The sequence below is a fragment of the Halomonas sp. BM-2019 genome (assembly GCF_017584085.1).
This window is the reverse complement of the sequence record NZ_CP071922.1, coordinates 2,211,135-2,230,052: the sequence shown is the minus strand read 5'-3', so window position 1 is coordinate 2,230,052 and position 18,918 is coordinate 2,211,135. Positions and strand designations below refer to the sequence as shown.

The 18,918-nt window shown below is 68.8% G+C and carries 17 protein-coding genes; 11 read left to right on the top strand and 6 right to left on the bottom strand.

Annotation, left to right across the window (positions count from 1 at the left end; translation table 11 throughout):
- Positions 1-32 precede the first annotated feature (32 nt).
- The 5 genes from metG (at position 33) to J5F18_RS11060 (ending at position 5,743) form a co-directional block, all read left to right on the top strand.
- Positions 33-2,069: a methionine--tRNA ligase gene (gene metG, locus J5F18_RS11080; RefSeq protein WP_346298700.1), complete on the top strand. Its 2,037-nt coding sequence runs from the start codon at positions 33-35 to the stop codon at positions 2,067-2,069.
- A gap of 7 nt (positions 2,070-2,076) precedes the next feature.
- Positions 2,077-2,862 carry an RnfABCDGE type electron transport complex subunit B gene (locus J5F18_RS11075; protein WP_346298699.1) on the top strand — a complete coding sequence of 262 codons (786 nt, stop codon included), beginning with the start codon at positions 2,077-2,079 and terminating at the stop codon, positions 2,860-2,862.
- 258 nt (positions 2,863-3,120) lie between these two features.
- The gene (gene nth / locus J5F18_RS11070; RefSeq protein ID WP_346298698.1) at positions 3,121-3,756 is read left to right on the top strand and encodes an endonuclease III; all 636 of its coding nucleotides are present in this window, start codon (positions 3,121-3,123) and stop codon (positions 3,754-3,756) included.
- Between the two features lie 134 nt (positions 3,757-3,890).
- On the top strand, positions 3,891-4,973 hold the full coding sequence (locus J5F18_RS11065; RefSeq protein WP_346298697.1) for a hypothetical protein: 1,083 nt from the start codon (positions 3,891-3,893) through the stop codon (positions 4,971-4,973).
- The gene (locus tag J5F18_RS11060) at positions 4,973-5,743 is read left to right on the top strand and encodes a YdcF family protein (RefSeq protein WP_346298696.1); all 771 of its coding nucleotides are present in this window, start codon (positions 4,973-4,975) and stop codon (positions 5,741-5,743) included. Before J5F18_RS11065 ends, J5F18_RS11060 begins: the two co-directional genes overlap by 1 nt.
- A gap of 1 nt (position 5,744) precedes the next feature.
- Here J5F18_RS11060 and J5F18_RS11055 read toward each other — a convergent pair whose 3' ends face one another.
- The 3 genes from J5F18_RS11055 to J5F18_RS11045 all read right to left on the bottom strand — a co-directional run bounded on the left by J5F18_RS11055 (position 5,745) and on the right by J5F18_RS11045 (position 8,811).
- Entirely contained in the window at positions 5,745-6,752 is a 1,008-nt protein-coding gene (locus J5F18_RS11055) for an ArsA family ATPase (RefSeq protein WP_346298695.1), read from the bottom strand.
- A gap of 61 nt (positions 6,753-6,813) precedes the next feature.
- A complete protein-coding gene (locus J5F18_RS11050; protein ID WP_346298694.1) occupies positions 6,814-7,119 on the bottom strand; it encodes a cory-CC-star protein in 306 nt (101 codons plus the stop codon).
- A gap of 15 nt (positions 7,120-7,134) precedes the next feature.
- Positions 7,135-8,811, bottom strand: coding sequence for a carbon starvation protein A (locus J5F18_RS11045; RefSeq protein WP_346298693.1), 1,677 nt, complete (start codon positions 8,809-8,811; stop codon positions 7,135-7,137).
- 218 nt (positions 8,812-9,029) lie between these two features.
- On the opposite strand from J5F18_RS11045, the gene J5F18_RS11040 reads away from it, so the two are divergent.
- The 5 genes from J5F18_RS11040 (at position 9,030) to J5F18_RS11020 (ending at position 15,040) form a co-directional block, all read left to right on the top strand.
- Positions 9,030-9,314, top strand: coding sequence for a hypothetical protein (locus J5F18_RS11040; protein WP_346298692.1), 285 nt, complete (start codon positions 9,030-9,032; stop codon positions 9,312-9,314).
- Positions 9,315-9,641: 327 nt separating this feature from the next.
- Positions 9,642-10,013, top strand: a complete 372-nt coding sequence (locus tag J5F18_RS11035; RefSeq protein ID WP_346298691.1) for a response regulator — start codon at positions 9,642-9,644, stop codon at positions 10,011-10,013.
- Positions 10,013-12,073, top strand: coding sequence for an exonuclease domain-containing protein (locus J5F18_RS11030; protein ID WP_346298690.1), 2,061 nt, complete (start codon positions 10,013-10,015; stop codon positions 12,071-12,073). The genes J5F18_RS11035 and J5F18_RS11030 overlap by 1 nt, the downstream gene beginning before the upstream one ends.
- Before the next feature lie 31 nt (positions 12,074-12,104).
- Positions 12,105-12,299 (top strand): hypothetical protein, encoded by a 195-nt coding sequence (locus J5F18_RS11025; protein WP_346298689.1) that lies wholly within the window; start codon positions 12,105-12,107, stop codon positions 12,297-12,299.
- Between the two features lie 14 nt (positions 12,300-12,313).
- Positions 12,314-15,040, top strand: a complete 2,727-nt coding sequence (locus tag J5F18_RS11020; RefSeq protein WP_346302216.1) for a sensor histidine kinase — start codon at positions 12,314-12,316, stop codon at positions 15,038-15,040.
- Between the two features lie 207 nt (positions 15,041-15,247).
- Here the strand turns inward: J5F18_RS11020 and J5F18_RS11015 are convergent, their stop codons facing one another.
- The 3 genes from J5F18_RS11015 to J5F18_RS11005 form a co-directional block, all read right to left on the bottom strand.
- A complete protein-coding gene (locus tag J5F18_RS11015) occupies positions 15,248-16,375 on the bottom strand; it encodes a DUF294 nucleotidyltransferase-like domain-containing protein (protein WP_346298688.1) in 1,128 nt (375 codons plus the stop codon).
- A 122-nt stretch (positions 16,376-16,497) separates the two neighbouring features.
- Positions 16,498-16,797 (bottom strand): HlyU family transcriptional regulator, encoded by a 300-nt coding sequence (locus J5F18_RS11010; protein ID WP_346298687.1) that lies wholly within the window; start codon positions 16,795-16,797, stop codon positions 16,498-16,500.
- A gap of 89 nt (positions 16,798-16,886) precedes the next feature.
- Positions 16,887-18,107, bottom strand: a complete 1,221-nt coding sequence (locus J5F18_RS11005) for an argininosuccinate synthase (RefSeq protein WP_346298686.1) — start codon at positions 18,105-18,107, stop codon at positions 16,887-16,889.
- A gap of 179 nt (positions 18,108-18,286) precedes the next feature.
- Here J5F18_RS11005 and rnt point away from each other — a divergent pair.
- Positions 18,287-18,918: ribonuclease T (gene rnt / locus J5F18_RS11000; RefSeq protein ID WP_346298685.1), on the top strand; the 632-nt coding region annotated here is incomplete at its 3' end.

The window sequence follows — 18,918 nt, the reverse complement described above, 5'->3', positions numbered from 1 at the left end:
CGGCCTGATTTTCACGGAATCCTGAAGCCGATATGTCGACGACCGCCAAGCGCCAGATCCTGGTTACCAGCGCCCTGCCCTATGCCAACGGCGCCATCCACCTGGGCCACCTGCTGGAGTACATCCAGACCGACATCTGGGTGCGCTTCCAGAAGAGCCGCGGCCACGAGTGCCTCTATGTCTGCGCCGACGACGCCCACGGCACGGCCATCATGCTGCGCGCCGAGCAAGAGGGCATCACCTCCGAGGCGCTGATCGATCGGGTCAGCCGGGAGCACCAGGCAGATTTCGCCACCTTCGGGGTGGCCTTCGACAACTACCACTCGACCCATTCCGACGAGAACCGCGTCTTCAGCGAGCTGATCTACACCCGCCTGCGCGACAAGGGCCATATCGCCACCCGCGACATCGAGCAGATGTATGACCCGGTGAAGGGGCTGTTCCTGGCCGACCGCTTCATCAAGGGCAGCTGCCCCAAGTGCGGTGCCAACGACCAGTACGGCGACAACTGCGAGGCCTGCGGCGCCACCTATACGCCGGCCGAGCTGATCGACCCGGTGTCAGCCATCTCCGGGGCCACTCCCGAGGTGCGCAGCTCCACCCACTACTTCTTCAAGCTGCCCGACTTCGCCGACTTCATGCACCGGTGGATCAACGACGACCACGTCCAGCCGCAGATCCGCAACAAGCTGATGGAGTGGTTCGAGGCCGGCTTCAACGAGTGGGACATCTCCCGGGACGCCCCCTACTTCGGCTTCGAGATCCCCGACGCCCCGGGCAAGTACTTCTATGTGTGGCTGGACGCGCCGATCGGCTACCTGGCCAGCTTCAAGAACCTCTGCGACCGCACCGGCCTCGATTTCGATGCCTACTGGCACAAGGACAGCGAGGCCGAGGTCTACCACTTCATCGGCAAGGACATCGTCTACTTCCACGCCCTGTTCTGGCCGGCCATGCTCCACGGCGCCGACTTCCGCACCCCCACGGCGGTCAACTGCCACGGCTTCGTGACGGTGAACGGCGCCAAGATGTCCAAGTCCCGCGGCACCTTCATCAAGGCCGCCACCTACGCGGAGTTCCTCAATCCCGAGTACCTGCGCTACTACTTCGCCGCCAAGCTCACCTCCCGGGTCGATGACCTGGACCTCAACCTCGAGGACTTCGCTGCCCGGGTCAACAGCGACCTGGTCGGCAAGGTGGTCAATATCGCCAGCCGCTGCGCCGGCTTCGTCAAGAAGCTCGGCGACGGCCGGCTGTCGGCCCACTGCGCCGAGCCGGAGATGGTGGCCCGCTTCATCAGTGCCGGCGACGAGATCGCCGAGCTGTTCGAGGCCCGCGAGTTCGGCCGCGCCATGCGCAAGGTGATGGAGCTCGCCGACGAGGCCAACACCTATATCGCCGACGCCGAACCCTGGGTGCTGGCCAAGCAGGCGGGCCGCGAGCAGGAGGTCCTCGAGATCTGCTCGGTGGGCCTCAACCTGTTCCGCCAGCTGATGGTCTACCTGGCACCGGTGGTACCGGCCATGGCCGAAGGCGCCCGAGAGTTCCTCAAGCTCGACCGCCTCGACTGGCACAGCCGCCATGGGGTGCTGCTGGATCACGAGATCGCCAAGTTCAAGCCGTTGATGACCCGCGTGGAGCGGGAGAAGATCGACGCCATGATGACGGCGTCCAAGGAGGATCTGGTGGAAGAACAGAAGTTGAAGGAGACCCCCAAGGGGCCCCTGGCCGAGACGCCCCTCGCGCCCGAGATCGCCTTCGACGACTTCAACAAGGTCGACCTGCGCATCGCCCGGATCGCCAAGGCCGAGTACGTCGAGGGCGCCGACAAGCTGCTCAAGCTGACCCTGGACCTGGGCGGCGAGACCCGCACGGTGTTCTCCGGCATCCGCAGCGCCTATGCGCCCGAGGCCCTGGAAGGACGGCTCACCGTGATGGTGGCCAACCTGGCGCCGCGCAAGATGCGCTTCGGCATCTCCGAGGGCATGGTGCTGGCCTCGGCCAACGAGGACGGCATCTACCTGCTCTCGCCGGACGCCGGCGCCGAGCCCGGCCAGCGGGTGACCTGAGGCTGCCGTGCGCCGCGACGCTGCGCTGATCGAGGCCATCGACGCCCTGCTGCCCCAGACTCAGTGCGGCAAGTGCGGCTTCGATGGCTGCCTCCCCTACGCCGAGGCGATCGCCGCGGGCGAGCCGATCAACCGCTGCCCGCCGGGCGGCGAGGCGACGCTCGCGCGGCTGGCCGACCTCACCGGCCAGCCGGTGCAGCCCCTGGTGGAGCCCGCCCAGCCGCCGCTGGCCGCGGTGATCCGCGAGGACGAGTGCATCGGCTGCACCAAGTGCCTCCAGGCCTGCCCGGTGGACGCCATTCTCGGCGCGGCCAAGCGCATGCATACGGTGATCACTGACGAGTGCACCGGCTGCGAGCTCTGCGTGGCCCCCTGCCCGGTGGACTGCATCGACCTGGTGTCCCACCCCGCCTGGCAGGCCGCCGAGAGCGCAGCCGAACGCGAGGCCTACCTGGCGCGGCGCGCGACGCTCGGGCGCGCCCGCCACCGCGCCCGCCAGGCGCGCCTGGCCCGGGAGACCCGCGACAAGCGGCTGGAGCGCCAGAAGCGGCTGATGCAGCAGCGCCGGGCCGGCGGCGGCGCCACTGCCACGGGCGGCCCGGCGGTCAAACGCCAGCGTCAGCTGGCCCTCAAGGCCGCCGAGCAGGCCGTGAAGCGCGTGCAGCAGCAGCTGGAGAGCGCTCGGCGCCGCGGCGACGCCGATGCCGAGGCCACCGCCCGCGCCCAGCTGCCCGAGGCCGAGCGGCTGCTCACCGAGGCCAGAAGCGCGCTGGAAAAGAGTCAGCCAACCTAGCCAAGCCGAATCAGGGCCAGCTGATCTACCGCCAAGACAGGGGCGCCGCAGGGCTATCGCAGTTACCGACAGGGTGATAGCGAAAGGCGCCGGGGACAGGTCGGAGAGGGGGTCCGAGGACCAGGGATGGCCGAGGTAGCCTACAAGGAAGTACTCGTAGCGCCCCCTCGAGGGCCTGTCGCCGGAAAAGCCTTGAGCGCTGCTGCCATCTGCGATAGCCCTGAGGGGCGCCGGGAGCAGCTCAATAAACGGAAAAACATGAACGCCCAGAAACGCTTCGAGATCTTCGCGCGGCTGCGCGAACACAACCCCGAGCCCACCACCGAGCTCAACTGGACGACCCCCTTCGAGCTGCTCGCCGCGGTGCTGCTCTCCGCCCAGGCCACCGACGTCGGCGTCAACAAGGCCACCGCCCGGCTCTTCCCCGTCGCCAACAGCCCCCAGGCGATCCTCGACCTGGGCCTCGAGGGGCTCAAGGCGCACATCAAGACCATCGGCCTCTACAACACCAAGGCCGAGAACCTGATGAAGACCTGCCACCTGCTGGTCGACAAGCACGGCGGCGAGGTCCCCCGGACCCGTGCCGCCCTGGAGGCGCTGCCCGGCGTAGGGCGCAAGACCGCCAATGTGATCCTCAACACCGCCTTCGGCCAGCCCACCATCGCCGTGGACACCCACATCTTCCGCGTTTCCAACCGCACCGGCATCGCCAAGGGCAAGGACGTGGTCGAGGTGGAGAAGAAGCTGGTGCGCCATGTGCCCAGGGAGTTTCGCCAGGACGCCCACCACTGGCTGATCCTCCACGGCCGCTACACCTGCGTGGCGCGCAAGCCGCGCTGCGGCAGCTGCGTCATCGAGGATCTTTGCGAATTCAAGGAGAAGACCGAGCTGTAGCGCGACCCGTCGCCGAGGGCCAGTGGCTCGCCTCGCGCCTGGCCTGGCGAGTATGCACCGAACGGCGGGTTGGCAGCCACGCCGGGCTGGGCGAGGATGGGGCGACAATGACAAGAGCCTCTTGCCGGAGCCCCATGCCCAGCCCACTCCACGACCGCCCAATCGCCGAGCGTCTCGAGGCGCTGCTGGCCCTCTCTCGCCAGCATGCCGCCACCTACGGCAGCCCCTCGGCCACCCTGGCCCGGCAGCGCTACCTGGCCCGTCACCCGACCCGCCTGCTGGTGATGAAGTGCATGGATGGCCGTATCCACATTCCCCACGCCACCCGGACGCCGCTGGGCATCATCACGCCCTTCCGCAACCTGGGCGGCATCTTCGACCTGGGCTGGCCCTACCTGGGGGAGCTGGTCACCGAGACGGTGGCCGCGGGCATCGAGGCGGGCCATGGCGCCCTGCTGATGATCACCTACCACTTCTCCCGCGGCGAACGCCGCCGAGGTTGCGCCGGATTCGGCTGCGACGCCGATGCCGCCCTGGCCCACGCCCGCCAGATCCGCACCCAGGCCGAGCGGCTCTTCGGCGGCGACCACCAGCAGGTCTATCCGCTGGTGTGCGGCTTCGAGACCGACACCGATGCCCTGATCCTGCACGGCGAGGGGGAAGAGACACTGGATATCGGGTCCCTCGGCGCGACCGACGCGGCCTCCCTGGAGACGCGAGTGGTGGCGCTCTGCCCGGACATGCCCGCCGATATCCGCCGCGACCTGCTGCCGCTGCTCACCGGCAACCTGGCCCATGTCGCGAGCCTGCGCGGCGTCTCCCGGGAGCTCGACATCGAGCACCGCGAGTGGGTGATCTGCGTCGGGCGCGGCTTCGACTTCCTGCACCTGCCCAATACGGCACTGATCATCGGCCCCTATGGCCCGGACCTGGCCGAACCCATCGGCACCGCGGCGGACATCATCGACGCCAACATGGCCGCCGGGCGCATCCCCGCGGATGGCTTCATGCTGCTCGCCTCCAGCCCCTACCAGGCGGTGGGGGTCGATCGCGCCCGGGCCGAGCTCAAGTCGCGCTTCCTGGCGGACTTCGCCAGCCGGGTGATCGCGGCGCGGCATCCGCGGCTGGCCGAGCGGATGCACCGGCGCACCGCCGTGGTCCACTGGCCCACCCGGCGCCTGGACCTGCTCGACGCCGGCCAGGCGGCGCCCCGTTGATGGAAGTGCTCAAGTACCTGGCCCTGCCGCCCCTGCTCAACGCCCTGCTGGTGGTGGCGGGGCTGGCCCTGGGCGTCCGGCGCCTCCTGGGCGGCCTGCTGGTCACGCTGGGCGTGGCCAGCCTGCTGCTGCTGGCCACGGCCTGGGCGAGCCACGCCCTGCGCACCGGGCTTGAACCCGCACCGCTGCCCGGCCCGGGGGCGCTGGGCGGCGCCCAGGCCATCGTCATCCTGGGGGGCGGGCGGGACTTTACCGCGCCGGAGTTCGGCTGGGGCGACGCCCCCACCAACGCCACCTGGCGACGGCTCGCCTATGGCGCCTACCTGCATCGTGCCAGCGGGCTCCCCATCCTGGTCAGCGGCGGGCGGGGCCACGACGAGCACAGCGCCGAGGCCAGCCTGATGGCCGCGGCGCTGCGCGAGGTGTTCCAGGTGCCGGTGCGCTGGCTGGAGGGCGAGAGCCGCAACACCACCGAGAACGCCCGCTTCAGCGCCGCCATGCTGCAAGATGCCAGCATCGAGAGCGTGGCCCTGGTCTCTCAGGCGTGGCACCTGCCCCGGGCCACGGCGGAGTTCGAACGTGCCGGCCTGGCCGTCACACCGGCGCCGACGGAGTTCGCCAGCGCCCCGCCGCCGGGGCTGCACGGATGGATACCCCGCGCCTATCACCTGCACCAGAGCACCCGGGCGCTGCACGAATGGCTGGGTCGCGGGGTGCTCGGGGTCCGCGCACGCCTGCTGGAGCGCCATCGACGCCTCGCCGACGGCTAGCCTAGAAGCCCTCGCCCTCCAGGCGATCGGCCAGCTGTTCCAGGATCTCGATGCCCTGCACGTCGGTGGGCAGCCAGGGGAGCCGCGGGCGCGGCAGGTGGCCCAGTTCCGCGTCGATACGCGCCAGGTAGGTGGCCTCCTGCTCGCGCCGTGCGTTGAGGAAGTCACCATCCGCCTCCGGGGGAATCACCCGGTTGACCAGGGTGCCGGCCACCGGCACTCGGGCTTCCTCCAGGGTGGCCACCGCCCGGGCGGTCTCGAGGATCGGCAGCCGCTCCGGGGTCAGCACGAAGAGGAAGCCCGTCTCCTCGGCGTTCTCGATGCGTCGCCGGGCGCGATGGAAGAGCCGGCGTCGCTCGATCAGCGTCTTCGCCACGTCGCGGGTCTTCTCGTCCAGGTCGGCGAGCGGGTCCTCCTGGGGGTCGTCGAAGGGGGTGGCGACATCGCGGCCCCGCTTGGGCGTCAGGTGCGAGAGGACCTTGCCCAGCTCCTCGGACTTGCGGTTATGGGCCAGCAGGCCGTCGGTCCAGGCCGCCATCGCCTCGGGCAGGGTCAGCAGGCGCAGGGTGTGGCCGGTGGGGGCGGTGTCGAAGATGATCAGGTCCCAGGGAGTCTGGTCGTCGGTAATCATCCGCGACAGCCGCTCCAGCAGCGCCGCCTCCTGGGTGCCCGGCGACTGGCGGGTCAGGCGCATCTGCCGCTCGAGCTCCTTCATCATCTCAGGGGCGGCGTAGCGGCGCATCTGTTCGGTGACCCGCGCCAGGTGCGCCTCCACCTCGGCGTCAGGGTCGATCTCCATGGCATCCAGGCCCGGCAGCAGCCGGCGCGGCGTGTCGCCAAGCGTACGGTCGAAGACGTCGCCGAGGCTGTGGGCGGGATCGGTGGAGACCACCAGCACCCGCCGCCCGCGCCGCGCCGCCAGCACCGCCAGAGCCGCGGCCACGGTGGTCTTGCCGACCCCGCCCTTGCCGCCCACCCACAGCAGGCGTTTTTCCAGTAACTCTCTCATGTTCTTTCCAAACTAGCTGGTTTCCGCGGCTGATCCGGCGCTAGGCGCTAGGCGCTAGGCGCTAGCAGCACTTGAAATGATCCAGCGGCGAGTGCTCCATGCCCATGCGCCGGTGCCAGTCGTGGAAGCGCTCCAGCAGCAGCGGCTGCAGCTCCAGAGTGTAGTAGGCCGCCGGGTTGGGCACCCCCATCATCTCGGAGAACACCAGCAGCATGAAGAGGTCGTCCTCGTCTCGGCGGGCGCGGGCGATGGCGCCCCGGTAGCGGGCGGAGTAGACCTCCTCCGCGAAGAAACGGGCCTGGCTCAGCCAGGCCCGAATCCGTTCGAGACGCGGATCATGACCCTTGCCATGATCGTCGTCGGTCATCTTGCCTCCCCGGGTTCACTCCTTCTGCTCGGCCATCTCGGCACGGGAGCGCTTGAGCGCCGAGGCGCACTCCATGGCCACCATGATGGCGGCGATCAGCACCACGATATCGACCACCAGCAGGAAGTAGTTGCCCTGCTCGAAGAAGCTGCGCAGCTGGATCAGCAGCGCGCCGATGGTCATCACCAGCAGGAAGCAGAGCGGCGCCAGGGTGTACCACATGGGCCGCCGCAGGCGCACCAGCATCACCGTGACCACCAGCAGGGTCAGGCCGGCCAGCAGCTGGTTGGTGGTACCGAACAGCGGCCAGATGATCATGCCGCCGGTGCCGTCGGGCCCGCCGGCACCGAAGGCCAGCAGCAGGCAGCTGCCCACCGCCAGCAGGGTGGCCGGCGCGTTCTTCTTCATCCACTGCTGATGATAGATCTCGCCCCACTCCTGGAAGATATAGCGCTGCAGGCGCAGGCCGGTATCCATGGTGGTCCCGGCGAACAGCGCCGCCATCACCGTGAGCAGGGTCGCCGCGGTGGCTTCGGGCATGCCTAGGCCGTTGTGGATGATGAAGGCCCCACCCTCGACGAAGGCGGTCACGCCCCCGGCACCGAAGGCGGTGTACATGGCCTGCCAGTCGGCGAAGGTGGCGAAGCCGGCGGTGGCGGCCAGGATGGCGGCCAGCGCCAGCATGCCCTCCCCCACGGCGCCGAAGTAGCCGACGAAGCGGGCATCCGGCTCGCGGTCCAGTTGCTTGGAGGTGGTGCCCGAGGAGACCAGGCCGTGGAAGCCGGAGATGGCGCCGCAGGCGATGGTCACGAACAGCAGCGGCAGCATCGAGGGCGTGCCGGCCGGCACGTCGGGATTGATCATCGGCGCCACCATGGTCGGATTGAGGAACAGGATGGCGCCGTAGAGCACGATCAGGCCGATGAACAGCTGCAGGCCGTTGATGTAGTCACGAGGCTGGAGCAGCACCCAGACCGGCAGCAGCGAGGCGATGGCCGCATAGCCGAAGAGGAGCAGGATCCACACCGCGTTGCCGGACAGCCCCCCCACCTCGGCGGGCATCTGGATCGGCACCGAGGGGCCGATGGCGATCAGCGCATAGAGCGCCACCACGCCGATGATGGAAACCATCGGCAGGCTGAGCATGCGCCGATAGATCAGCTGGCCGATGATCAGGGCCACCAGGATGGCGCCCCACACCGGCACCACGGCGCTGGAGAAGTTCATCATCAGGCCGGCGATCACCACCGCGAACACCGCGTTGACCATCAGCAGCACCAGGAAGATGACGATCATGAAGATGCTGCGGGCGCGCTTGCCCACCACGTCGCCGGTCAGCGCCCCCACCGACTTGGCCTTGTTGCGCACGCTGGCCCAGATGGCGCCGAAGTCGTGCACGCCGGCGAAGAAGATGGTGCCCAGCACCACCCAGAGGAAGGCGGGCAGCCAGCCCCAGATCACCGCAATGGCGGGACCGACGATGGGGGCGGCCCCGGCCACCGAGGTGAAGTGATGCCCCCACAGCACGAAGCGATTGGTGGGCACGAAATCGACGCCGTCCTCGTACTCGTGGGCGGGCGTCTTGAAGTCGGGGTCCAGGCGATAGATCTTCTCGGCGATGAACTTCGAGTACACAAAATACCCGGCCGCCATCGCGGCAAGACCCAGGACCAAGAGGACGATGGCACTCATGGGGTTCTCCTTAGGCTGGAACGTGGAATTGTCGGGGGATGCGCGGCTGGCTGCAGAACAGCCAGCTGGAGCAATGGTCAAACCTTAGACTTGGACAAAGTCCATGACAAAGCGCCCACAATCGCACAATGCACGGCTAAAGTCGTAGAGCCATCACCCCCGGCCTGTCACTAGTCTGGCAGCCAACCCTCTTTGTTGCCGTTCACCGCGAGATCGACATGCAGGACCTGCTGCTTCCCTTGGCCATGACCGCCGCCTTCGGGGCCTTCGTCGGCACCCTCTATCGCCTTTCCCGCCGCCCCGGCTATCAGCGCGCGCTGCTGTTCCCGATGGTCGGCCTGCTGGCGGGGGTGATCGGCTTCATCATCTACCGCCTGCTGGTCATGACCACCGGCGCCCCGCTCTGGTTGCTGCCGCTGCTGGTAGTCCTGCAGGTCTGGCTGTGGCTGGGTCCGTTCGGCCCCGCCTCTCGGGCCACCGGCCAGGACGGGTCGGGGCGCTGAGGCTCGGTCACCGGTCGGGCCCCGCTCGCCGAGGCGGGCCAAGGGGCACGCCTCGGCGTGCCGGTTGGGGCCGGCCTCGCGAAACTCCTGGCGCCGCGGGCAACCCGCTCTCCCGATCGTCCCGTCGTCGACGGCTCGCCGGCGCCAGGTGCGACCGCGCCAGGCCGCGGGCACACGGCCGCCTGCCGATTTCCCTCCCGCCCCCAGGAACGCCGACCGCCGCCGATCTCCTGCCAAGGTCGCCTTTGCTGCCCCACGCCCGGCCACTAGACTGATCCCTGACGAGCCTCAAAAAAACAACGACGACAATGAATAATGGAGAACGCCATGGCCAAGGTTCTGGTGGTAGACGATGAACCCAACATCGTCCTGTCGCTGGAGTTCCTGATGCAGCAGGCCGGTTTCGAGGTGGTGACCGCCGAGGACGGCGAGACTGCGCTCGAGCGCGTCGCCGAAGGCGCCCCGGATCTGGTCCTGCTGGACATCAGCCTGCCGGGCATCAGCGGTTTCGATGTGCTGGAGCGCCTGCGCGGCGATCCCGCCCACGCCCGCCTGCCGATCATCATGCTCACCGCTCATGGCCGCGAGGTGGAACGCGAGAAGGGGATGGCGCTGGGAGCCGACGACTACATCACCAAGCCCTTCTCCACCCAGGCCCTGGTGGAGAAGGTCAAGACGCTGCTTGCCGAGGTCTCCTGATGGCAAGACGCCTGTCCGGACTGCCGCGTCGCCAGCGCCTGATCGGCCTGTGGCTGCTGCTCAGCGGCGTCAGCATCTTTGGTGGGGCCACCTTCGCCCTGTGGCTCGACACCCTCTTCCAACCGGATGGCCTGGCCCGCCTGGCGCTGTGGCTGGGTTGCTTCTCAGGTGGCGGCACCATCTTCCTGGTCGGCCTGCTGCTGGAGCGGCAGCTCTTCACTCCGCTACGCCACCTGCAGGTGCAGCTGGCCCGCCTGGTGGCCAACCCCGATGCCCGCGACGACTATCCCCCGGAGGGCTGGCTGCGTGGCCTGGGCCCGGATCTGGTGCGGGTACGCGAGGCCTGGCGCTCCGACCGCGGGCGGCTGGCCACCGCCCATGCCGAGGGCGCGCGCAGTGCCGCGCGCATCCGCCAGGAGCTGGAGACCCTGTTGCAGGTGCTGAATACCCCGCTGCTGCTGTGCGATCAGCACCGTCGCGTGCTGCTGTTCAACCAGGCCGCCGAGACTCTCTTCGACGGCCACCCGGGTCTCGGGCTAGGCAAGCGCCTGGAGACCCTGCTGCCAACCACCAGCCTGCGGGACGCCCTGAGTCAGCTGCCCGCCGATGGCGCCCCCCGGGAGGTGCTGGTGCCTTGCGACGAGCGCTGGCTGCGGGCGGTGCTGCGCCGGGTCCCCGGCAGCCAGGGCGAGACGCTGCTCACCCTCAGCGACACCACCGCCGCCTGGACCAGCGAAATGGGCGCCCGTGCCGAACTGCTCGACAGCCTGCCCCGCCTGCGCCGACACAGCGCCAGCCTGACCAGCGCCGCCGATGCCCTGACCTCGCTGCGCGGCGCGTCCGGCGAAATGCGCCAGCGGCTCGAGGCGGTGATCGACGAGGAGAGCCAGCTGCTCGGCCAGGACATCGAACAGCTGGGGGCGCTGGTGGAGCGCATGCAGCAGGAGGGCGAACGGCTGGTCCCGCTGTGGTCCAACGACCTCTGGCAGGCCCTCAACGAACGCCAGGAGAACGGCACCCGCGTGATCCCGGTGGGCATGCCGGCCTGGCTCAAGGGCGATGCCACGGCGCTGCTGGTGCTGCTCCGCTCGATGCTCGAGGCGCTGCGGGCCCACGTCGGTGACCAGGAATTCGAGGGTGAGGTGTGCCTGGGCAACCGTCGCGTCTACCTGGATCTGGTGTGGAAGGGCACGCCGCTGGGCGAGCGGGCGCTGGCCGAGTGGCAGCAGTGCCGACTCGATGACCTGCCGCTCTCGCCGCGGGTGGCCGATGTGCTGCGTCAGCACACCAGTGACGCCTGGAGCCTGGCCGATACCGACGGCAAGCGGGCCCGCCTGCGGCTTCCGCTGCCCGCCACCGAACGAGTCGGCGCCCCGCGGCCCGCCACCCCGCCGCGCCCCGAGTTCCACGACTTCGGCATCGCCGATCTGCCGCCTCCGGATGCCGAGCTGGCGGCGCGCCCGCTGCGCGCCCTCGAGGTGGTGGCCTTCGACACCGAGACCACTGGCCTGGAGCTGCGCCGCGGCGACACCGTGATCAGCATCGGGGCCTGCCGCGTGGTCAACGCCCGGCTGCTGGCCAGCGAGGTATTTGACATGCGCGTCGATCCCGGCAGGCCGATCCCGCCTGCCAGCACCGCCATCCATGGCATCACCGATGCCGACGTGGCCGGCTCGCCGCCGCTGCCGGTGGCGCTGCCGCGCTTCCGCGACTACGTTGGCGATGCGGTGATCCTGGCCCATAACGCCGCCTTCGACCTGCTGGCCCTGCAGCCGCCGGGCGCCGGTGTGACCCTGGACATGCCGGTGCTGGACACCCTGCTGATCTCGCGGGCCCTGGACTCAAGCCTCGACGGCCACGACCTGGACAGCCTGGCCGAGCGCTACAGCCTGAGCTTCCCCCCAGGCACCCGCCACACCGCCCTCGGCGATGCCAGGGTGACCGCGGAGCTGTGGCTGGCCCTGCTGCCTCGCCTGGAGGCCCGCGGCATCGTAACCCTGGAGCAGGCGCTTTCCCTGCAGGCCAACGCCCTGGACAAGGAGGACGCCTGCGCCTCATGACCCTTGCGCTGACGCCTGGAGCCGTGCCGGCATGAACACCCCGCGCCTCGGCGAGCGGCTGGTGGCCCTGGTGCTGCTGGCCACCCTGCTCTTCACGCCGCCCCTGGTGCTGGTCTTCGACCGGCCGGCCGATGGCCCCTCCTGGCTGCCGTTCTACCTATTCGTGGCCTGGGGAGCGGTGATCGCCCTGGCCGCCTGGCTGCTCGAACACCGTTCGGGAGAGTGACCATGGGGGAGGCGATGAGAACCGATGCGGTGGTGCTGAGCGTCGCCTTCGGCTACCTGGCGCTGCTCTTCGTGATCGCCGCCTGGGGCGATCGCCGCGCCGAGCAGGGACGCTCGCTGATCGGCTCGCCCACCGTCTATGCCCTCTCCATCGCCGTATACTGCACCGCCTGGACCTTCTACGGCAGCGTGGGGCGGGCGGCCCAGTATGGCCCCAGCTTCCTGCTGATCTACCTGGGGCCGACGCTGGCCATGCTGCTGGCCCCCTTCCTGATCCGCAAGATGGTGCGCATCGCCAGCGTGCAGCGCATCACCTCCATCGCCGACTTCATCAGTGCCCGCTACGGCAAGAGCTCGAGCCTGGGCGCCCTGGTGGCGCTGATCGCCCTGATCGGCATCACCCCTTACATCACCCTGCAGCTCAAGGCGATCACCGTCAGCCATGCGGTGCTGGTCAACTACCCTCAGGCCCCGGAGTTGAGCCTGGCCGAGGAGGCCTTCTGGGTCGACAAGTCGTTCTGGGTGGCGCTGGTGCTGGCGGTCTTCATCATCCTCTTCGGCACTCGCCACCTGGACGCCAGCGAGCGCCACGAAGGCATGGTGGCGGCCATCGCCTTCGAGTCGCTGATCAAGCTGCTGGCCTTCCTCTCGGTGGGGATCTTCGTAGTCTTCGTGCTGTTCCACGGCCCACGGGACCTCTTCGCCCAGGTGGCGGCCAGCCCCGAATTGGTCGGCGCCCTCGGGCTGGACGCCGTACCGGGCGGCGCCAGCGGCTGGATGGGCATGCTGGTGCTGGCCTTCCTGGCCTTCATCACCCTGCCCCGCCAGTTCCAGGTGCTGGTGGTGGAGAACGTCGACGAGCGACACCTCAAGCGGGCCAGCTGGCTCTTCCCGCTCTACCTGCTGGCCATCAACCTGTTCGTGATCCCCATCGCCATGGCTGGCCTGTTGCTCTCCGCCGGCGACCCCGACAGCTTCGTGCTGACCCTGCCGCTGTCGGCCGGACTCGAGGCGCTGCCGCTGCTGGTCTTCATCGGCGGGCTCTCGGCGGCCACCAGCATGGTGATCGTCGAGACCATCGCGCTCTCCACCATGGTCAGCAACCAGCTGATCATGCCGCTGCTGCTGCGCTCCCGGCACCTGCACCTGGGCAGCCATGGCGAACTGGCCGGCTGGCTGCTGGGCATTCGGCGAGTCGCCATCGTGCTGATTTTGCTGCTGGGCTATCTCTATCACGCCCTGATCGGCGACTCCTACAGCCTGGTGACCATCGGCCTCGTCTCCTTCGCCGCCGCCTGCCAGTTCGCGCCGGCCATGCTGATCGGCATGTACTGGCGCGGCGCCACCCGCCGCGGCGCCGCCCTGGGGCTCATCGCTGGCACCCTGATCTGGGCCTGGACGCTGCTGATCCCGGGCTTCGCCCAGTCCGGCTGGCTCAATGACACCTTCCTGACGCTGGGCCCCTTCGGCCTCGAGTGGCTGCGCCCCTATGCACTGTTCGGTCTCGACGGCTGGGACATCTACTCCCACTCCCTGCTGTGGAGCCTGACCGCCAACGTCGGCCTGCTGGTGGGCATCTCGCTGTTTACCCGCCAGACCCCGCTGGAACAGACCCAGGCGGCGCTGTTCACCGAGGCGATGCACCCGGGGCTGATGGAGACCTCGCTGTGGCACGGCCAGACCACCCGCGGCGAGCTGCGCGCCCTGCTCGACCGCTACCTGGGCAGCAATGCCAGCGCCCGGGTCTTCGCCGGCCAGGGCGACCTCGGCGATGCCCAGCCCGCCCCGCCGGAGCTGATCGCCCGGGCCGAGCAGGCGCTCTCCGGGGCCCTGGGCAACGCCTCGGCGCGGGTGCTGATCAATTCGGTGGTGCGCGGTGAGGCCCTGGACCTGGAGTCGATCCTGAGCATCCTCGACACCACCTCCGAGACCCTGGAGGTCAACCGCCGCCTGGAGCAGAAGTCCGAGGAGCTGGCCCGCGCCAGCGAGGAGCTGCGCGCCGCCAACGAGCGCCTGCGCGAGCTCGACCGCCTCAAGGACGAGTTCGTGGCCATGGTCAGCCACGAGCTGCGCACCCCGCTCACCTCGATCCGCGCCTTCGCCGAGATCCTGCGCGACAGCCAGGAGCTCCCCGAGGAGAAGCGGGTGCACTTCCTCAACGTGGTGGTGAAGGAGAGCCAGCGCCTCTCGCGGCTGATCGAGGAGATCCTCGACCTGGCGCGGCTGGAGAGCGGGCGGCTGACCCTCAACCCCCAGCGGCTGGACCTGGTGGAGCTGGCCCGCCACAGCGTGGATGCCGTGCACCATATGCAGGAAGGTCGCGGGGTGTCGCTGGAGGTGGCCATCGACGTCGAGGCGGCGCCGGTGGTGGGCGACCCGGACCGGCTCGAGCAGGTGATCATCAACCTGCTCGACAACGCCGGCAAGTTCGCCGACGAGGCCAACCCGAAGGTGCTGCTGCGCCTCTGGCGCCACAAGACCCACTACCGCCTGGCGGTGGAGGACAACGGTCCGGGCATCGCACCGGAGGAACGCGAGCGAGTGTTCGAGAAGTTCCACCAGATCCAGCGACCCGGCGAGAGCCCTGAGAAGAGCCGAGGTCGGCCCCGGGGCAGTGGCCTGGGGCTGCCCATCAGTCGGGGGATCGTCGCGCATCTGGGCGGACGGCTGTGGGTGGAGGATGCCCCCGTTCTGGGCGGTGCCTGCCTGACCATGGAGCTGCCCGAGGCGCCGAAAGAGTAGGCGCCGAGCGCCGAGCGCCGAGCACCTAGCACTGAGCGCCAAGGCAGTAAGCGCTCTGCAAGCATGATGGATTGATCTGCTACGTCGTGGGTTACATTGAGGTTGAGCAGCGCCACCGTAGGAGCGCGGATCCCGCGCGATTCCCCCCCACTAACGCCGTCGCACTCCGCCATCGCGCAGAATCTGCGCTCCTACGCGCGAGGGGCCCTACCCTCGCCGGGCGCGACGCTTCAGGGCGCGGATCTGCTGCAGGTCATGGCGCAGCAGCAGCCGCTGGTCCTCGCCGAGGCGCGACAGGTTCACCCAGCCATCGGGGCGCCGCCCCGCCTTGAGCCCGTGGCGCTGCTCCTCCAGCAGCAGCCCCTGCAGGCGCTCCAGCGCCGCCGTCAGGGCCCGGCACCCCTCGGCTGGCAGGGCCCCCTTCACCACCAGCGCCGCCAGCCGCGAACGGGTATCGACTTCGCGCACGCCATGGCGCAGCGACAGCAGCCGGACCGCCGCCACCAGGGGCAGCAGCCCCTGCTGCTTGAGGCTGATCGCCCGCTCATGGGGCGCTCCCTCCACCGAGCCCGACAGCCGCCCGAAGCGGTCCAGGGCCACCGGCAGCTCATCGAGAAGCGCCGCCATCTCGTCGAGGAACAGCGCTGCTCGCGGCATCAACCGCGCGACCCGGTCGGCCAGGGCCTCGGCCAGGGCACTCTCGCCGTGGACCGGATAGAAGTCGAGCAGGATATTGGCCTGCTGAACCCGCTTCAGCCGCCGCTCGGCGGTCCAGATGGCGAGCTGCTCGCCCCACTCGGAGAGTCGCTTGCGCCACATGGGCCAGCGCGCCATCACATGGCCGCTGCACAGCGGGATGCCGGCCTGGTCGAGCCGCTCGGTGAAGCGCTCGCCCAAGGACTGAAAGTAACCATCGATCTCGGTATGGCGGGCATCCGGATAGTCGGCCAGGATCATGGCGTTGTCCTGATCGGGCCCCAGCAGGCTCTCGTGGCGAGCTCCTGACCCCATTACCAGCACGCAGAACGCCACTGGCGGCGCTCCCCAGCCCAGCCCCTGCATCTCGCCCAGTGAGAGCTGTATGGCACGCCGATAGAGCCAGGCGTTGTGATCGCTGATCAGCTGGCTGGTGCGCCAGGCAGGCAGGTCTAGCCGCTCCAGGGCCTCGACCAGGCAGGGCTGCCAGGCATGCGCATCGGGCAACGAGGGCTCGGGTCCGAGTTCGGCAAGGGCATCGCGCAGCGGCGCGAGCAGCGGCGGAAGCCGGGCCGGGACAGGCAGGGTCTCCTCGGCAAACAGCGACCGCCATGACGAAGCACGGTGAAGCAGGCGCATGAGCACTCCGGACAGCGGAAACCGCCACAGTGTAACGGCACACCCGGAGCGACACACTTGGGCGAAAGGGGAAGGCGGTCGGCCGACACAGTCGGCGATGACCGCCGGGAGAGTCGGCCCGTTCAGCGGGTCCGGAACATCCCCTCGCCCACCTCGTCGATGAAGCGTTGCGCCTTGCTGACCATCAGCTGATCACAGGCCTCGCGTCCCGTGACCATGTCGGAGCGCTCGAAGCGGTGCTCCTGCCACTCACCATCCGGCCCCGGCTTGCGGATCCAGCCGCTGACCCGGTACTGGCCGCCCTGCTCGGCGGGCTCCGAGACGATCTGGTAGCCCTGGTATTCCACCGGTTCGCCGGCCGAGGCGCTGCCGGGCGCCCTCTGGCCACCACCGAACAGGCCGGACAACAGTTTCTTCAGCATCGTGGTTCTCCTTGGCGTCTTCTGGCCGTTGCCAGAAACAGCGACGCCGGCAGCAGCCGGCGTCGCAGGAAACAATATCCAGGGGGCGCTCAGTCCTGCTTGCGCCCCTTGCCGGCGGCGATGCGCAGGCGCAGGGCGTTGAGCTTGATGAAGCCCTCGGCGTCCTTCTGGTCATAGGCACCGGCATCGTCCTCGAAGGTGGCGATGGACTCGTCGAACAGCGACTGATCGGACTGGCGGCCCACCACGATGGCGTTGCCCTTGTAGAGCTTCATGCGTACCACCCCGGAGACGTTCTGCTGGGTCTCATCGATGGCGGCCTGCAGCATGCGGCGCTCCGGGCTCCACCAGTAGCCGTTGTAGATCACCTTGGCGTACTTGGGCATCAGCTCATCCTTGAGGTGGGCCTCCTCGCGGTCCAGGGTGATGGACTCGATGGCGCGGTGCGCCTTGAGCATGATGCTACCGCCGGGTGTCTCGTAGCAGCCGCGGGACTTCATGCCCACGTAGCGGTTCTCGACGATGTCGAGGCGCCCGATACCGTTGTCGCCGCCCAGCTTGTTGAGGGTCTCGAGCACCTCGTGGGGCCGCATCGGCGTGCCGTCGATAGCGACGATGTCGCCCTTCTCATAGGTCAGCTCCACATAGGTGGGCGTATCCGGGGCGGCCTCCGGGGAAACGCTCCAGCGCCACATGTCCTCCTCGGCCTCGGCCCAGGGATCCTCCAGGACGCCACCCTCGTAGGAGATGTGCAGCAGGTTGGCGTCCATGGAGTAGGGTGACTTCTTCTTCTTGGAGGAGAAGTCCACCGGGATATCATGCTGCTGGCAATAAGCCATCAGCTTCTCGCGGGAGGTCAGGTCCCACTCGCGCCAGGGGGCGATCACCTTGACGCCGGGCTTGAGCGCATAGGCGCCCATCTCGAAGCGCACCTGGTCGTTGCCCTTGCCGGTGGCGCCGTGGGAGATGGCATCGGCACCGGTCTGGTTGGCGATCTCGATCAGTCGCTTGGCGATCAGCGGGCGGGCGATGGAGGTGCCGAGCAGGTACTCGCCCTCATAGATGGTGTTGGCGCGGAACATCGGATAGACGTAGTCGCGCACGAACTCCTCGCGCAGGTCCTCGATGTAGATCTCCTTGACGCCGAGGGCCTGGGCCTTGGCGCGCGCCGGCTCGACTTCCTCGCCCTGGCCGATGTCGGCGGTAAAGGTCACCACCTCGCAGTCGTAGGTCTCCTGCAACCACTTGACGATAACGGAGGTGTCCAGGCCACCGGAGTAGGCGAGCACGACCTTCTTGACATCGGACATTCGGGGGCTCCTCGATGAAGGGTAGGGAGTAGGCATCAGGGGGAGAAGTATAGCGCGCCATCGGCACGACGAATACCGGCCCCGGGACGCCTGTGGGTCAACCTGATAGACTGCGCGGATTCGTCCCCGAGACCCGTGGGACGGGGCGACCGAGACCGTGAGACGCAAGGAGAGGGTGCATGAGTGAGGCGATCGCCCGCGAGCTGCTGGCACAGCGATTCCGCAGCTTCCTGCCGGTGGTGGTGGACTTGGAAACCGGCGGGTTCAACGCCGAGCGCGACGCGATCCTGGAGATCGCCGCGGTGACCCTGACCATGGACGCCGAGGGTAACCTCCTGCCCGAATCCACTTATGCCTTCCACGTCAGACCCTTCGAGGGCGCCAATGTCGAGCAGTCGGCGCTCGACTTCACCGGCATCAAGCTCGACGACCCGCTGCGCCAGCAGGTGGCGCTCTCCGAGGCCGAGGCGCTGGGCGAGATCTTCCGCCCGGTGCGCAAGGCGATCAAGGCCCACGGCTGCACCCGGGCGGTACTGGTGGGCCACAACGCCGCCTTCGATCACGGCTTCCTGAATGCCGCCGTGGCCCGCTGCGGCATCAAGCGCAACCCCTTCCACCCCTTCTCCAGCTTCGACACCGCGTCGCTGGCCGGGCTGATGTATGGCCAGACGGTGCTGGCCCGGGCCTGCCGCGCCGCCGGCATCGAGTTCGACAACAGCGAGGCGCACTCCGCCCGCTACGACACCGAGCGTACCGCGGAGCTGTTCTGCGCCATGGTCAACCGCTACAAGACGCTGGGCGGCTGGGCCCA

Excerpts from the sequence above, each read along its gene's own strand:
- J5F18_RS11020 (WP_346302216.1), top strand. The coding sequence starts at position 12,314 with ATGAGAACCGATGCGGTGGTGCTGAGCGTCGCCTTCGGCTACCTGGCG.
- J5F18_RS11030 (WP_346298690.1), top strand. The coding sequence starts at position 10,013 with ATGGCAAGACGCCTGTCCGGACTGCCGCGTCGCCAGCGCCTGATCGGC.
- nth (WP_346298698.1), top strand. The coding sequence starts at position 3,121 with ATGAACGCCCAGAAACGCTTCGAGATCTTCGCGCGGCTGCGCGAACAC.
- metG (WP_346298700.1), top strand. The coding sequence starts at position 33 with ATGTCGACGACCGCCAAGCGCCAGATCCTGGTTACCAGCGCCCTGCCC.
- J5F18_RS11045 (WP_346298693.1), bottom strand. The coding sequence starts at position 8,811 with ATGAGTGCCATCGTCCTCTTGGTCCTGGGTCTTGCCGCGATGGCGGCC.
- J5F18_RS11060 (WP_346298696.1), top strand. The coding sequence starts at position 4,973 with ATGGAAGTGCTCAAGTACCTGGCCCTGCCGCCCCTGCTCAACGCCCTG.
- J5F18_RS11050 (WP_346298694.1), bottom strand. The coding sequence starts at position 7,119 with ATGACCGACGACGATCATGGCAAGGGTCATGATCCGCGTCTCGAACGG.
- J5F18_RS11010 (WP_346298687.1), bottom strand. The coding sequence starts at position 16,797 with ATGCTGAAGAAACTGTTGTCCGGCCTGTTCGGTGGTGGCCAGAGGGCG.
- J5F18_RS11005 (WP_346298686.1), bottom strand. The coding sequence starts at position 18,107 with ATGTCCGATGTCAAGAAGGTCGTGCTCGCCTACTCCGGTGGCCTGGAC.
- J5F18_RS11065 (WP_346298697.1), top strand. The coding sequence starts at position 3,891 with ATGCCCAGCCCACTCCACGACCGCCCAATCGCCGAGCGTCTCGAGGCG.
- J5F18_RS11055 (WP_346298695.1), bottom strand. The coding sequence starts at position 6,752 with ATGAGAGAGTTACTGGAAAAACGCCTGCTGTGGGTGGGCGGCAAGGGC.
- J5F18_RS11040 (WP_346298692.1), top strand. The coding sequence starts at position 9,030 with ATGCAGGACCTGCTGCTTCCCTTGGCCATGACCGCCGCCTTCGGGGCC.
- J5F18_RS11035 (WP_346298691.1), top strand. The coding sequence starts at position 9,642 with ATGGCCAAGGTTCTGGTGGTAGACGATGAACCCAACATCGTCCTGTCG.
- J5F18_RS11015 (WP_346298688.1), bottom strand. The coding sequence starts at position 16,375 with ATGCGCCTGCTTCACCGTGCTTCGTCATGGCGGTCGCTGTTTGCCGAG.
- J5F18_RS11025 (WP_346298689.1), top strand. The coding sequence starts at position 12,105 with ATGAACACCCCGCGCCTCGGCGAGCGGCTGGTGGCCCTGGTGCTGCTG.